A 14,880-nucleotide genomic window follows, 5' to 3' on the forward strand; every position below is an offset into this window, starting at 1 on the left:
GATGGGATCGCTATCTAAATCGGGGGACGCTCGTGCGTCGTGAATCGGGGATGCGCGCGGGTCGGCGGCGCGAGGGTGCGGCGCGGGGCGCCGCCGGCCGGATCAGCTAATTCGGTCGGTCGCCGAGGTCGAGAAGCCGGTCGTGCGGCTGCCCGGCGCGCGGTCGCGCTCGACGAAGTACGCACGTGCATTCGCGACGTCCAGCGCGATCGCGCGCGACAGCGCCTCGAGATCGTCGAACTTCGCCTCGTCGCGCAGCTTCTTCAGGAATTCGACGCGGATGAGTTTGCCGTACGCGTCGCCGTGCCAGTCGAGCAGGTGGACTTCGAGCAGCACGCGGCCGGAATCGTCGACGGTCGGGCGCAGCCCGAGGCTCGCGACGCCCGGCAGCGGGGCGGGGCCCAGGCCGTGCACCTGCACGACGAAGATGCCCGCGAGCGCCGGCCGCTTGTGCGCGATCGGCAGGTTCAGGGTCGGGAAGCCGAGGTCGCGGCCGAGCTTCAGCCCGTGCGCGACGTGGCCGCTGATCGCGTAACCGTGGCCGAGTGCCTGCGCGGCCGCGTCGAGATCGCCCGCCGCGAGCGCGGCGCGCACACCCGAGCTGGAGATGCGCGTGCCGTCGCTGCCGGCGACCGTGCCCATCTGCTCGACCTCGAAGCCGTACTGCTCGCCGGCCGCCTTCAGCGTGTCGAAGGTGCCCGCGCGCTTCGCGCCGTAGCAGAAATCGTCGCCGACCATCATCCAGCGCGTGTGCAGCCCGTTCACCAGCGTGCGCTCGACGAACGCCTGCGGCGACTGGCTTGCGAACGTATGGTTGAAGTGCTCGACGACGACGCGGTCGACCCCGTGCTCGCGCAGCGCTTCCAGCTTGTCGCGCAGCATCGCGATGCGCGGCGGCGCGCCGGCCGGGTTGAAGAATTCCCGCGGGTGCGGCTCGAAGGTCATCACGCACACGGGCAGGCCGCGCGCGTCCGCTGCCGCGCGCACGCGCGCGAGCAGGGCCTGGTGGCCGCGATGGACACCGTCGAAGTTGCCGATCGTCAGCGCGCACGGCGCGCGGCTCTCGGCGTTGGGCAGGCCGCGGAAGACTTTCACGATAGCGGATGCAGCGTCGGGGAATGGGCGGTGGGATGCCGCAAAGCAGAAGATTATAAACGTTCGGGCGGCCCGGCGGCCGAGAAGGGGGGAAACGCGGGGGCGAATGGTAAAATTCGCGGATGAAAAAACTCGTGATCCTGATTTCCGGTCGCGGCAGCAACATGGAGGCCATCGTCCGCGCGTGCGCGCAGGAACGCTGGCCGGCCGAGGTCGCCGCCGTGATCGCCAACCGGCCCGACGCGGCCGGCCTGGCTTTTGCCGCGTCGCACGGGGTGGCGACCGCGGTGGTCGACCATCGTTCGTTCGACGGCCGCGACAGCTTCGACGCGGCGCTCGCCGCCGAGATCGACCGCTTCGCGCCCGATCTCGTCGTGCTTGCCGGCTTCATGCGCATCCTTACGCCCGATTTCGTCAGACGATATGAAGGCCGGCTGCTGAACATCCACCCGTCGCTGCTGCCGAGCTTCAAGGGCATCCACACGCACCAGCAGGCGCTGGATGCCGGCGTCGCGCTGCATGGCGCGAGCGTGCATTTCGTGATTCCCGAACTCGACAGCGGTGCGATCGTCGCGCAGGGCGCGGTGCCCGTGCGCGCGGGCGACGACGCGGCCGCGCTCGCGCAGCGCGTGCTGACGGTCGAGCACGTGCTGTATCCGCGTGCGGTCCGCTGGTTCGTCGAGGGGCGCCTGCGCCTCGAGAACGGCAGGGCAGTGGTCGCGCCGGAAGAGGCGCGCTGGATTTTCGCGGATCAACCGCATACCGAAACGAGCGAGGGCGTATGAAGCTGCACGGATTCCTGATTGGCCAGACCGAGACCTTGCTGGCCGAGGTGCTGAAGTTCACCGGCCCCGCCGACGCGACGACGAGCCGGTTCTTCCGTGCGCACCCGAAGCTCGGCCACGCCGAGCGCGGCGTGATCGCCGAGGCGGTGTTCGCGGTGCTGCGCCGCAAGATGGAGTTCTCGCACCTCGCCGAGAGCGGCACGGGCAGCCCCGCGCGGCGCCTGACGCTGCTCGGCCTGATGCAGACGCTCGGCCGCAATGCGCTGAAGCCGTTCGTGTCGGACACCGAGGCCGCGTGGCTCGAGCACGTGTCGAAGATCGATCCGGCGAGCCTGCCGGTGCGCGTGCGCACCAACCTGCCCGACTGGATCTACCAGGCGCTGTCCGCCCGTTTCGACGCGGAGGAACTCGCGCAGCTCGCCGCCGCGCTGAACTACCCGGCGCCGCTCGACCTGCGCGCCAACGCGCAGAAGGCGACGCGCGACCAGGTGATCGACGCGCTGCGCGCGAACGGCATCGACGCGGGCGAGACGCCGTTCGCGCCGCAAGGCGTGCGCGTCGTCGGCAAGCCGGCGCTCACGCGTCTGAAGCTGTTCGAGGAAGGCCAGATCGAGGTGCAGGACGAAGGCAGCCAGCTGCTGTGCTCGCTGGTCGCGCCGCGCCGCGGCGAGATGGTCGTCGATTTCTGCGCGGGCGCCGGCGGCAAGACGCTCGCGCTCGGCGCGATGATGCGCTCGACCGGGCGCCTTTATGCGTTCGACGTGTCGGAAAAGCGCCTCACGAAGCTGAAGCCGCGCCTCGCGCGCAGCGGGCTGTCGAACGTGAACCCGGTGCTGATCGACAGCGAGCACGACGCGAAGATCAAGCGGCTCGCGGGCAAGATCGACCGCGTGCTGGTCGATGCGCCGTGCAGCGGCCTCGGCACGCTGCGCCGCAACCCCGACCTCAAGTGGCGCCAGACGCGGACGTCGATCGAGGAACTCACGCCGAAGCAGGCGTCGATCCTCGCGAGCGCCGCGCGTCTCGTGAAGAAGGGCGGCCGGCTCGTGTACGCGACCTGCAGCGTGCTCGACGCGGAAAACGAGGCGATCGTCGAGCAGTTCCTCGCCGACCATCCGGACTTCGTGCTGGTGCCCGCACAGAAGGTGCTGGCCGACCAGCGCATCGAACTCGAGACCGGCGACTACCTGTCGCTGTGGCCGCACCGCCATGCGACCGACGGCTTCTTCGCCGCGGTGCTGGAACGGCGCGCCGCGCAGTAACGGCGGGGCGCACGGACGATGGAGAATCTGCAGAACCGCCTGCTGTCGCACCGGCTCGCGTCGGTGATCCGCGACTTCAACCAGCCGGTGATGATCTGGCAGGCGGCGATCCTCGTCGGCGCGCTGTGTTTCGCATGGGTGGCCGCGCGCGTCGTGCACGGCCGCATCGACGCGCGCCGGCGCGCCACCGGCCGGATGCCGGGCGCCGGGGCGCAGAGCCTGAAGCGCGCGCTGTTCCCGCTGTTCGGCGGGTTGTTCGTGCTGGCCGCGCAGCTCGGGTTCGACCCGTTCATGTCGACGTCGCTGCTGTCGCTCGCGCTCGTGCCGCTGTTCGGCATCGGGCTGATCTACGTGCTGTTCTTCTTCGCGCGGCGCGTGTTCGCCCGCGACGGCCACACGCATGCGTGGCTGTCGATCGTCGAGAAGATCGTGTCGGTGATCGTGTGGGCGGCGATGGTGCTGACGGTGCTCGGGATCCAACGCGACGTGATCGCGTGGCTCGACAGCGTGCAGTTCCGCGTCGCGAATGCGCACCTCACGCTGCTGTCGGTGATCTCCGGCGCGCTATGGGTGTGCGTGACGCTGATGGTCGCGATGTGGCTCGGCTCGGTGCTCGAGGAGCGCCTCGCGCGCGCCACCACGCTCGACGCGAACCTGAAGGTCGTGATGTCGCGGATCGGCCGCGCGCTGCTCGTGTTCGCGGCGATCCTGATCGGGCTGTCGCTCGTCGGCATCGACGTGACGGTGCTCGGCGTGTTCGGCGGCGCGGTCGGTGTCGGCCTCGGCTTCGGGCTGCAGAAGATCGCCAGCAACTACGTGTCGGGCTTCATCATCCTGCTCGACCGTTCGCTGCGGCTCGGCGACGCGATCAGCGTCGGCGGGCTCCAGGGCGTCGTCACGCAGATCCGCACGCGCTATACGGTCGTGCGCGGCCTCGACGGCAACGAGACGCTGATCCCGAACGAGAAGCTGATCACCGACGTCGTGCAGAACCAGTCGTCGTACCTGACGCGCGGCTACGCGAAGGTCGCCGTGCAGATTGCTTATACCAGCGACGTCGAGCAGGCGCTCGCGGTGCTCGCGGAAGCCGCGAAGGGCGTGCCGCGCGTGCTCGCTGAGCCGGCGCCGACGCCGTATCTGGTCGGCTTCGGCGCGGACGGGATCGACCTGGAGCTCGGCTTCTGGATCGAGGATGCGGCGAAGGGCACGTCGGGCGTGCGTTCGTCGGTGAACCGCAACATCTGGCGGCTGTTCGGCGAGCACGGGATCTCGATTCCGTTCCCGCAGCGCGAAGTGCGCGTGGTCGGTTTGCCGGAGGGGTTCGCAGCGACCGGCGTGATCGCCGAGGGCATGCCCGTGGCCGATGGCCGATCGGTGGACGGGCGGGCGTCGGCCGCGTAGATGCGGCCGACGGCGCGAATCGGGCGGGCCCGCGGCCAGAACCGGATCGCGCGCCTTTCCCGGTCCGCCGATGGACTGTTTGCGTTGCGTCAAGACAAGAGAATATTCATTTTTTACAAAGACTTGGAACGGTTGAAGTAAAATTCCGGTCTACACGCGGTATGCTTTCATTTTTATGACGTCGGCCTGCGCCGGCATCGCTCTCACCACAGGTAACTGCCTTGTTGAATTCCCTGCTCGATTTTCTTTCCCACGGGCTCCTGCGCTTTTCGTGGTGGCAGGTCGCGCTGTTCGCGCTTGCCGTCACGCACGTCACGATCATCGGCGTGACGGTCTACCTGCATCGCTGCCAGGCGCACCGCGCGCTGGAGCTGCACCCGATCGCGAGTCACTTCTTCCGCGCCTGGCTGTGGATGACGACCGGCATGCTGACGGGCCAGTGGGCCGCGATCCATCGCAAGCACCACGCGAAGTGCGAAACCGAGGAAGATCCGCACAGCCCGCAGACGCGCGGCATCTGGAAGGTGTTCCTCGAAGGCGCCGAGCTGTATCGCGCGGAAGCGAAGAACGAAGAAACGATGCGCAAGTTCAGCCACGGCACGCCGAATGACTGGATCGAGCGCAACGTGTACTCGAAGTACCCGATCCTTGGCGTGAGCCTGATGATGGTGATCGACGTCGCGCTGTTCGGCGTGCTCGGCCTGACCGTGTGGGCCGTGCAGATGGTCTGGATTCCGTTCTGGGCCGCGGGTGTCGTGAACGGCTTCGGCCATTTCTGGGGCTACCGCAACTTCAACTCGGCCGATGCGAGCACGAACCTGTTCCCGTGGGGCATCGTGATCGGCGGCGAAGAGCTGCACAACAACCACCACACGTTCGCGACGTCGGCGAAGCTGTCGAACAAGTGGTACGAGTTCGACATCGGCTGGATGTACATCCGCATCATGTCGGCATTCGGTCTCGCGAAGGTGAAGAAGGTTGCACCGACGCCGCGCCTGAACAAGCCGAAGACGGTGCTCGACCAGGAAACGCTGCAGGCCGTGCTGTCGAACCGCTACGAAGTGATGGCGCGCTACGGCAAGGCCGTGAAGCGTGCCTATCGCCAGGAGCTCGCGCACCTGAAGGAACTCGGTTCGAGCGAGAAGTACCAGCTGATGCGCGGCGCGCGCAAGTGGTTCCACAAGGACGCCGACGGCCTCGACGAACCGCAGAAGAAGCTGCTGCCGGAGATCTTCGCGAACAGCCAGAAGCTGCACACGTACTTCCAGCTGCGCCAGGATCTGGCCGCGATCTGGGATCGCTCGACCGCTTCGCGCGAACAGCTGCTCGCGCAATTGCAGGATTGGTGCCATCGCGCGGAACAAAGCGGCATCAAGGCGCTGCAGGAATTCGCGACGCGCCTGCGTCGCTACGCCTGATTCGAAATCGATTAGAATCTCAGGACGTCACAAACCCCGCGTTGGCGGGGTTTTTTCATTTGGGCGGCCGGTTTTCGAAGGGCGACCGGAAGCGCCGGAATTCGTATGAGGCTCGGGGCAGCGCTGACGTGGCGCCCCGGAGCGAGCGCAGGGATGGCGCTGGAGCAAAAGCGCTAAAGTGCCAACTCGGGCCGACCGCGAAGCATGGGGCCGAGTAAGCGCTAAAGCGCTAACTCTGGCCGACCGCGAAGCATGGGACCCGAGTAAGCGCTAAAGCGCTAACTCGGGTCGACCGCGAAGCATGGGACCCGAGTAAGCGCTAAAGCGCTAACTCGGGTCGACAGGAGATATGGAGATGCAATCGACGATCAAACCCGTCGAGTACGACCGGCCGGTCTCGGCGGGAACCGTCTGTGGGGTAGGCCAGGCGTGGGCCAAAGTGCCCGAGGCGCCGTCTGCCGAAGAACGCGCCGCACTGAAGGCGCGCATCAAGGCGCTGCTCGCACGTGAAAAGGCCGTGCTCGTCGCTCACTACTACGTGGATGCCGAGCTGCAGGAACTGGCGGACGAAACCGGCGGCTGCGTCGCCGATTCGCTCGAAATGGCCCGTTTCGGCCGCGACCACGACGCGCAGACGCTCGTCGTCGCCGGCGTACGCTTCATGGGCGAAACCGCGAAGATCCTGAGCCCCGGCAAACGCGTACTGATGCCCGATCTCGACGCGACCTGCTCGCTCGATCTTGGTTGCCCGGTCGACGAATTCTCCGCGTTCTGCGATGCGCATCCCGACCGCACCGTCGTCGTCTACGCGAACACCAGCGCCGCCGTGAAGGCCCGCGCGGACTGGATGGTCACGTCGTCGATCGGCCTCGAAATCGTCGCGGACCTGCACGCGCGGGGCGAGAAGATCATCTGGGCACCGGATCGCCATCTCGGCAGCTACATCCAGAAGAAAACCGGCGCGGACATGCTGCTGTGGCAGGGTTCGTGCCTCGTCCACGACGAATTCAAGGGCATTGAGCTCGACCTGCTGCGTGCCGAATATCCGGACGCGAAGGTGCTCGTGCATCCGGAGTCGCCGGAAAACGTCGTCGCGCAGGCGGACGTCGTCGGCTCGACGACGCAGCTGATCGATGCCGCCGTGAAGCTCGACGCGACGCACTTCATCGTCGCGACCGACCTCGGCATCCTGCACAAGATGCAGCTCGCGGCGCCCGGCAAGACCTTCATCGCCGCGCCCACGGCCGGCAACAGCGCGACCTGCAAGAGCTGCGCGCATTGCCCGTGGATGGCGATGAACGGCCTCGCGAACCTCGCCGACGTGCTCGAGCGCGGTCACAACGAGATCTTCGTCGATCCGGCGATCGGCGCGCGCGCGCGTCTGCCGATCGACCGGATGCTCGATTTCGCCGCGGCGCACAAGAAGCGCGTGCAAGCGAGCGGCGATCTGCAGCGCGATCAGCAACTGTTCGCGAACGTGGGGGCTGCATGACCGGCGCAGTCTCTCCGCTGTTCGAAGCCGTCCGCGCACAATACGGCGCGGCGTTCGACGAAGCGATCGCGCGCAACGTCGCCGATGCGATCGCCGAAGACGTCGGCACCGGCGACCAGACCGGGCGGCTCGTGCCGGCCGGCGAGCGGCGCCGTGCGCGCATCATCGTGCGCGAGGAAGCCGTGTTGTGCGGCGTGCCGTGGTTCGAGGCCGTCATCGCGCGAATCGATCCGTCGATCGTCGTGCAGTGGCGCTATCGCGAAGGCGACCGGATGGCGCCGGATTCGACCGTCTGCGAACTCGAAGGGCCGGCGCGCGCGCTGTTGACGGCCGAGCGCAACGGACTGAACTTCCTGCAGCTGCTGTCGGGCGTCGCGAGCGCGACGCGTCGTTACGTCGATCGCGTCGAAGGCACGCGCACGAAGATCCTCGATACGCGCAAGACGCTGCCGGGCCTGCGGCTCGCGCAGAAGTACGCGGTGCGGGTCGGCGGCGGCGAGAACCAGCGTCTGGCGCTGTACGACGGCATCCTGATCAAGGAAAACCATATCGCGGCTGCCGGCGGTGTCGGCGAAGCGCTCGATGCGGCGTTCGCGCTCGAATCGGGCGTGCCGGTGCAAGTCGAAGTCGAGACGCTCGCGCAGCTCGACACGGCGCTCGCGCATGGCGCGCAGTCGGTGCTGCTCGACAACTTCACGCTCGACATGATGCGCGAGGCAGTGCGCATCGCGTCCGGCAAGGCCGTGCTCGAAGTGTCGGGCGGCGTCAATTTCGATACGGTGCGCACGTTCGCGGAGACGGGCGTCGACCGTATCTCGATCGGCGCGCTGACGAAGGACGTGCGCGCGACCGACTACTCGATGCGGATCGTCGACTGACCGCGCGACATACCGTCTGACGAAAAAAGCCGCTGGCGCGCATGACGCCAGCGGCTTTTTTTGTGCGGCGGCAGCCGGGAAGGGCGTACCGGTCAGCGGCGCGAGCGGGGCGTGAGCACGCTCGGCAGCGCCTTCGGCAGCGTGTGCGGCCAGTCGCGGCTGTAGTGCAGCCCACGGCTTTCCCGGCGCGAGTACGCGCTCTTCACGATCAGCGTCGCGACGTCGACGAGATTGCGCAGCTCGAGCAGGTCGCGCGTCACGCGGAAGTTCGCGTAGTACTCGTGGATCTCGTCGCGCAGCAGCGACAAGCGGTGCTTCGCGCGCTCGAGACGCTTGTCGGTGCGCACGATGCCGACATAGTTCCACATCAGCCGGCGCAGTTCGTCCCAGTTGTGCGCGACGACGACTTCCTCGTCCGCATCCGACACGCGGCTTTCGTCCCATGCGGGCAGCTTGGCCGGCGTTGCAGCGTCGAAGCCGGCCGCTTCGATCGCCTCGGCCGCCGCGCGGCCGATCACGAGGCATTCGAGCAGCGAATTGCTCGCGAGCCGGTTCGCGCCGTGCAGCCCCGTGTACGACGTCTCGCCGACCGCATACAGGCCCGCGAGATCGGTGCGCCCCGCGAGATCGGTGACGACGCCGCCGCACGTGTAGTGCGCGGCCGGCACGACCGGAATCGGCTGCTTCGCGATGTCGATGCCGAATTCGAGGCAGCGCGCATGGATCGTCGGGAAGTGCTCGCGCAGGAACGCTTCCGGCTGGTGGCTGATGTCGAGATACACGCAGTCGATCCCGCGCTTCTTGATCTCGAAGTCGATCGCGCGCGCGACGATGTCGCGCGGCGCGAGTTCCGCGCGCGGATCGTGTGCGGGCATGAAGCGCGTGCCGTCCGGTAGCTTGAGCAGGCCGCCTTCGCCGCGCACGGCCTCCGAAATCAGGAACGACTTCGCATACGGATGGAACAGGCAGGTCGGGTGGAACTGGATGAATTCCATGTTCGACACGCGGCAGCCCGCGCGCCACGCCATCGCGATGCCGTCGCCGGTCGCGGTGTCGGGGTTCGTCGTGTACAGGTAGACCTTGCCGGCGCCGCCGGTCGCGAGCACCGTGTGCGGCGCCTCGATCGTGATCGTGCGGTCGTTGTCGACGTCGAGCGCATACAGCCCGTGACAGCGGCGCCCGGGCAGCCCGAGCCGGTCCGACGTGATCAGGTCGATCGCATGGTGGTTTTCGAAGAACGTGATGTTCGGATGCTGGCGTGCGCGGTCGGACAGCGTCGCGAGCACCGCATGGCCGGTCGCGTCGGCCGCGTGGATGATTCGGCGGTGGCTGTGGCCGCCTTCGCGCGTCAGGTGGAAACCAAGTTCGGCCGCATCGTCCTTCGTGAACGGCACGCCCTGGGAGATCAGCCATTCGATCGCTTCGCGGCCATGCTCGACGATGTAGCGCGTCGCGCCTTCGTCGCACAGCCCGCCGCCGGCGACCAGCGTGTCGTCGACGTGGTTCTCGATGCTGTCCGCCGAATCGAGGACGGCCGCGATGCCGCCTTGCGCGTTATCGCTTGCCCCCTCCATCATCGAACGTTTCGCGATCAGCGCGACACGTCGCGTGCTGGCCAGGTTGAGTGCGACCGACAGCCCTGCCAGGCCGCTGCCGACGATCGCCACGTCGAATTTCATGCTGCATCTCCATCGTTACGCTTTAGATCTTGTGCGTTCCGTCGACCTTGGCCGCGGAAAGGGGAGAGCATACCGCGTCGGGCCCGAGCGTGCGCGCGAAACCGCGCAAAACAAAAAGCCCCGCATGTGCGGGGCTTTTCGGTCGCCGTCAGGCTGGCAGAAACCGGAGATTACTTGATCTTGGTTTCTTTGTATTCCACATGCTTGCGGACGACGGGATCGAACTTCTTGATCGCCATCTTTTCCGGCATGTTGCGCTTGTTCTTCGTGGTCGTGTAGAAGTGACCCGTACCAGCGGTCGACTCAAGCTTGATCTTGTCGCGTGCGCCTTTTGCCATGATTGTGCTCCTTGGGCTTAGGCTTCGCCGCGTGCGCGCAGGTCAGCGAGCACGGAATCGATGCCGTTCTTGTCGATCAGGCGCAGGCCGGCGTTCGAGACGCGCAGGCGCACCCAGCGGTTTTCGCTCTCCACCCAGAACCGGCGGTTTTGCAGGTTCGGCAGGAAGCGGCGCTTCGTCTTGTTGTTGGCGTGGGAAACGTTGTTGCCGCTCATCGGCGCTTTCCCAGTTACTTGGCATACGCGTGCCATGAGAGCACTCCTAATACGCTAAATTCGGGGTTCGATCGCCGATGAAGGTTCCATCGTACTGCCACGTGATCCATGGCTGCACTCAGAACGCCGAAGCCTGTAAAGACAAGGCCCTTCGATGGCTAGAACTGGTTGGAAAAAAGACAGACGACGATTCTAGCAGAAAAAGTTCAGAAAAATCAAACCCAATTTCGCATCGTCGTTGCGGCGCCCGTGGGGCGGGTCGCCGGGCCACAGTCTACAGCCAACCGGCGCGCGCGAACGAAAATGTATCGCTGGTGCCGACGACGACGTGATCGAGCAGCCGCACGTCGACGAGTTCGAGCGCGTCTTTCAGCACCCGCGTCAGGCGGCGGTCCTCCGCGCTCGGCTGGACCGCGCCCGACGGATGATTGTGCGCGACGATCAGCGCTGCGGCGTTCTGCTGCAGCGCGCGGCGCACGACCTCGCGCGGATAGACGGCCATGCGCGTCAGCGAGCCGCGCGTGATTTCCTCCATGTCGATCAGGCCGTTGCGGGCGTCGAGGTACACCGCAATGAATACTTCGTGCGGGCGCGAGCCGATCTTCAGCCGCAGGCAATCCTCGACGGCGCCGGGCGAATCGATCTGCAGGCGCGCGTGCGCCTTCTCCTCCAGCATGCGCCGCGCGATCTCGGTGACCGCGACGAGCCGTGCGGAGCGCGCGGGACCGATGCCGGGGTGCATCTCGAAGTCGCCGGAGGTCGCCTCGAGCAGGCCGCGCAACGTGCCGAACTGCCTGACCAGCGCGCGGGCGGTGACGAACACATCATGCCCGGGCTTGCCCGTGCCGAGCAGCAGCGCGATCAGCTCGTCGTCGGTCAGCGCGGCGGGCCCGCGCTCCAGCAGCCGTTCGCGCGGCCGCTCGGGGCGCCAGTCGGCCGGGCGGCGCTTGCGCAGGTGGATCGGGACGACGCGGCCCGGCGCAGCGGCCGGTGGGTCGGCGGTGTCGCGGCATTCGGCCGGCACGACGGCGAGAGAGGATGACGGCATGATCGAAACTCCATTGGCGGCGGCCGTGTGCGCGACGTCGTCGCACTTTCAGCCTTGCGCGCTCAGGTGACTTACAATATTGGTTTTGCGCCGGGCCTTTCGGCCAGTTCGGGCGCCGACGAACACGAGTCATTCATGAGCATCATCGATCTATCCGAAGTGAAGCCCGGTTCCCATGTCACGCTGCATTACCGGCTGGCACTGGCCGACGGCGCCGATATCGTCAACACCTTCTCCGACAAGCCCGCCACGCTGCTGCTCGGCGCCGGGCAACTGGCGCCCTCGCTGGAACAGATTCTGCTCGGGCTCAGGGTCGGTGACCATTCGACTTTTCAGCTAACGCCCGAGCAGGGGTTCGGTCCCCGCAATCCCGACATGCTCCAGCGCGTGACGCTGTCGACGCTGCGCGAGAACGGGATGGTCGGCGACGATTTCACGCCGGGCGAGCTGATCGAATTCAACGCGCCGGACGGCGGCCGCTATGCAGGGGTGCTGAAGGAAGTCAGCGAAACCTCGGCGCTGTTCGACTTCAATCATCCGCTCGCGGGCCAAGCGCTCACGTTCGAAGTGAAAATCATCGGAATCCTGTAATCATGAGCACCACCGATACGCTGTCCGGGCAGACCGTCGCCGCCGATGCCGAAATCCTGCTGGCCCAGCCGCGCGGCTTCTGCGCCGGGGTCGATCGCGCAATCGAGATCGTCGAGCGCGCGATCGCGATGCACGGTGCGCCGATCTACGTCCGTCACGAGATCGTCCACAACAAGTACGTGGTCGAGGATCTGAAGAAGAAAGGCGCGATCTTCGTCGAGGAACTCGAGGAAGTGCCGGCCGGCAACACCGTGATCTTCAGCGCGCACGGCGTGTCGAAGGCCGTGCGCGACGAGGCGGACGTGCGCGGGTTGCGTATTTACGACGCAACCTGCCCGCTCGTCACGAAGGTGCACGTCGAAGTGGCGAAGATGCGCCAGGACGGCGTCGACATCGTGATGATCGGCCACAAGGGCCACCCGGAAGTCGAAGGCACGATGGGGCAGGTCGAGCGCGGCATGCATCTCGTCGAAAGCGTCGAGGACGTGCAGAAGCTCGCACTCGCCGATCCCGAGCGCATCGCGCTCGTCACGCAGACGACGCTGTCCGTCGACGACGCGGCCGAGATTATCGGCGCGCTGAAGGCGAAGTATCCGAAGATCCGCGAGCCGAAGAAGCAGGACATCTGCTACGCGACGCAGAACCGCCAGGATGCGGTGAAGTTCATGGCGCCGCAGTGCGACGTCGTGATCGTCGTCGGCAGCCCGAACAGCTCGAATTCGAGCCGCCTGCGCGAAGTGGCCGAGAAGCGCGGCGTGGCCGCGTACATGGTCGACGCACCCGACCAGATCGATCCGGCCTGGGTCGCGGGCAAGCGCCGCATCGGCGTGACGGCCGGCGCATCGGCGCCGGAAGTGCTCGCCCAGGCCGTGATCGCGCGGCTGCGCGAGCTCGGCGTGCGCAATGTCCGCGCCCTCGACGGCATCGAGGAAAACGTGTCGTTTCCGCTGCCGCGCGGGCTCAACCTGCCGCCCGCCGCCTGATTGCCGCATCGCACCTGCGATACCCCCGAAGCGCGCCTCCCGGCGCGCTTTTTTTTGCGTCGCGAAAACGAGATGCAACCATTGTTCACAGCAATGGTGCAACCCGGTTGCTATCGCTGCGCGTAGCCGCTTCTCAAAATTGGTTGCAATGCAGGAAAACCCCATCGAATCAGGATTATTGGCGGCCTATAAATGGAGTTACAATGCGCCCGTTTTCAGGCCGGAATGGCTTTGAAATCGGGTTTTGGCAAGGCGCGGGAGACCTACTCGATGCATGTGAAGTTGGCTGACGCCATGTCCGTCGCCGCACCGGTTGCAATGCTTGCCGGCTGTAGCAAAAAGAGCGACGACGAGGCGGGCAGGGAGACTGCGGCACCCGCAGTACCGGCGGCCAGCGACGTGCGCGCTGCCGGACCCGGTCGTGCGGCGCGGTCGGTGTGCCGCATTGCGCAATCGGACAGTGACAAGGACAACGGGGCACGTTTGGCGATCGAGGAATTCAACGCGCAGGGCCCGAAGATCGGCATGCATTCGGCACGGCGGGCAGCACGCGCCGGCGGCGCTGCCATCGACCGGGCGACGGGCAAGCTGATTGCCCGACAACGAGCCGCCGGCCATGATGCGGCAGCAGCAGGGCGCGCCGCACGGCGGGCGCCCGGGTTTCGGGGCAACGCAGGCGACGTGCAGATGTCACTGATTCCCTTTCATTTCGATTCGACGAAACAGCGTGTCGCCGCGACCCATCGCGTCGCGGCGGGCGGTCTGCTTCGTTTCACGGATTCCGACGCAGTCCTGACGAAAGTCGGGCGCCACCTTCGCGATGCCGGTTCGGGCGCCGCGCGGGCGGCGGCGGACGGCCCGCTTGCACCGCAGGCGACGGCGTCCGGCATCGGAGCGCAAACCCTTGGCGACATCGGCATGTGCGCCGTCAAGGTGGTCGAGCCCGCGGGCGACGCGGCGCGGAACCTGATCTGCCCGGACACGGGGTTCGCCCCGGCCCGGACGGAAAAAGGCATGGCGTTCGGGCAACCGGACACCGGCCGTTGCGGCACGCTGCCCTACGACTTCAAGGAGGCCAAGTACACCGTCCTCGATGTCGTGACGATTTAGCGACGGGACTCATGATGGCACCGGAACAGTGCGGTGTCGTTTCTGTATCCGTTCCGGCGGCAGGTCCGGCCGTACAGGCCGGGCGGCGCGCGCCGGGGCGATCCACCCTTACCGGTATCGACTAGTACCCGCAGTGTCGCCGAGAAGGCGCGATTCCTCGCTTACCCGCGGGGCGCAACGTCCTCCGGCAGCATGGGCCAAGGAGCTTTAAATGGATATTTTCGTCCAGCAGATCCTCAACGGGCTGGTGCTCGGCAGTGTGTACGCCATCATCGCGTTGGGTTACACGATGGTGTACGGCATTCTCGGCATCATCAACTTCGCGCACGGCGACGTGCTGATGATCGGCGCGATGGTCGCCCTGTCGGCGATCACCGTGCTGCAGAACCACTTTCCCGGACTCGGCAACGTCGCGACGCTGACGATCGGCCTTGGCATCGCCGCCGTCGTCTGCGCGTGCGTGGGCTACACGATCGAGCGGGTCGCGTACCGGCCGCTGCGCCGCGCACCGCGTCTCGCGCCGCTGATCACCGCGATCGGCGTGTCGATCCTGCTGCAGACGGCCGCGATGATCATCTGGTCGCG

The 14,880-nt window shown here is 66.7% G+C and carries 15 protein-coding genes; 10 read left to right on the forward strand and 5 right to left on the reverse strand.

The features are described from left to right. Window positions 1–102 precede the first annotated feature (102 nt). On the reverse strand, window positions 103–1,095 hold the full coding sequence (locus tag DIE04_RS28825) for a bifunctional riboflavin kinase/FAD synthetase (protein ID WP_044845591.1): 993 nt from the start codon (window positions 1,093–1,095) through the stop codon (window positions 103–105). Between the two features lie 122 nt (window positions 1,096–1,217). Between DIE04_RS28825 and purN the strand changes: the two genes are divergently transcribed. From purN to nadC, 6 genes are all read left to right on the forward strand, one after another. After that, window positions 1,218–1,880 (forward strand): phosphoribosylglycinamide formyltransferase, encoded by a 663-nt coding sequence (purN, locus tag DIE04_RS28830; RefSeq protein WP_124486992.1) that lies wholly within the window; start codon window positions 1,218–1,220, stop codon window positions 1,878–1,880. Beyond that, window positions 1,877–3,142: an RsmB/NOP family class I SAM-dependent RNA methyltransferase gene (locus DIE04_RS28835; RefSeq protein WP_044845593.1), complete on the forward strand. Its 1,266-nt coding sequence runs from the start codon at window positions 1,877–1,879 to the stop codon at window positions 3,140–3,142. The genes purN and DIE04_RS28835 overlap by 4 nt, the downstream gene beginning before the upstream one ends. A gap of 18 nt (window positions 3,143–3,160) precedes the next feature. Next, complete coding sequence (locus DIE04_RS28840; RefSeq protein ID WP_124523869.1) at window positions 3,161–4,543, forward strand: mechanosensitive ion channel family protein; 1,383 nt, start codon at window positions 3,161–3,163, stop codon at window positions 4,541–4,543. Between the two features lie 221 nt (window positions 4,544–4,764). After that, window positions 4,765–5,961 (forward strand): acyl-CoA desaturase, encoded by a 1,197-nt coding sequence (locus DIE04_RS28845; RefSeq protein ID WP_124523871.1) that lies wholly within the window; start codon window positions 4,765–4,767, stop codon window positions 5,959–5,961. 355 nt (window positions 5,962–6,316) lie between these two features. After that, a complete protein-coding gene (nadA, locus tag DIE04_RS28850; protein WP_044845643.1) occupies window positions 6,317–7,453 on the forward strand; it encodes a quinolinate synthase NadA in 1,137 nt (378 codons plus the stop codon). Beyond that, entirely contained in the window at window positions 7,450–8,331 is an 882-nt protein-coding gene (gene nadC / locus DIE04_RS28855) for a carboxylating nicotinate-nucleotide diphosphorylase (protein WP_124523875.1), read from the forward strand. Before nadA ends, nadC begins: the two co-directional genes overlap by 4 nt. Window positions 8,332–8,423: 92 nt before the next feature. On the opposite strand, the gene nadB is transcribed toward nadC, so the two are convergent. The 4 genes from nadB to radC all read right to left on the reverse strand — a co-directional run bounded on the left by nadB (window position 8,424) and on the right by radC (window position 11,611). Further along, the gene (gene nadB, locus DIE04_RS28860; RefSeq protein ID WP_044845597.1) at window positions 8,424–10,010 is read right to left on the reverse strand and encodes an L-aspartate oxidase; all 1,587 of its coding nucleotides are present in this window, start codon (window positions 10,008–10,010) and stop codon (window positions 8,424–8,426) included. A gap of 170 nt (window positions 10,011–10,180) precedes the next feature. Beyond that, complete coding sequence (rpmG, locus tag DIE04_RS28865) at window positions 10,181–10,348, reverse strand: 50S ribosomal protein L33 (RefSeq protein ID WP_006478046.1); 168 nt, start codon at window positions 10,346–10,348, stop codon at window positions 10,181–10,183. 17 nt (window positions 10,349–10,365) lie between these two features. Then, complete coding sequence (gene rpmB, locus DIE04_RS28870; RefSeq protein ID WP_004186391.1) at window positions 10,366–10,599, reverse strand: 50S ribosomal protein L28; 234 nt, start codon at window positions 10,597–10,599, stop codon at window positions 10,366–10,368. Window positions 10,600–10,837: 238 nt separating this feature from the next. Then, window positions 10,838–11,611 (reverse strand): RadC family protein, encoded by a 774-nt coding sequence (gene radC, locus DIE04_RS28875; protein ID WP_124486995.1) that lies wholly within the window; start codon window positions 11,609–11,611, stop codon window positions 10,838–10,840. Window positions 11,612–11,746: 135 nt separating this feature from the next. Between radC and DIE04_RS28880 the strand changes: the two genes are divergently transcribed. The 4 genes from DIE04_RS28880 to DIE04_RS28895 form a co-directional block, all read left to right on the forward strand. Next, a complete protein-coding gene (locus tag DIE04_RS28880) occupies window positions 11,747–12,202 on the forward strand; it encodes a peptidylprolyl isomerase (protein WP_044845599.1) in 456 nt (151 codons plus the stop codon). Window positions 12,203–12,204: 2 nt separating this feature from the next. After that, complete coding sequence (ispH, locus tag DIE04_RS28885; protein WP_044845600.1) at window positions 12,205–13,185, forward strand: 4-hydroxy-3-methylbut-2-enyl diphosphate reductase; 981 nt, start codon at window positions 12,205–12,207, stop codon at window positions 13,183–13,185. Window positions 13,186–13,455: 270 nt separating this feature from the next. After that, on the forward strand, window positions 13,456–14,295 hold the full coding sequence (locus DIE04_RS28890) for a branched-chain amino acid ABC transporter (protein WP_124523877.1): 840 nt from the start codon (window positions 13,456–13,458) through the stop codon (window positions 14,293–14,295). Window positions 14,296–14,506: 211 nt separating this feature from the next. Further along, window positions 14,507–14,880, forward strand: a 374-nt coding sequence (locus DIE04_RS28895) for a branched-chain amino acid ABC transporter permease (RefSeq protein ID WP_148091655.1), incomplete at its 3' end; no start/stop codon positions are given.

Source organism: Burkholderia sp. Bp8994 (genome assembly GCF_003853805.1).
Lineage (GTDB): Bacteria > Pseudomonadota > Gammaproteobacteria > Burkholderiales > Burkholderiaceae > Burkholderia.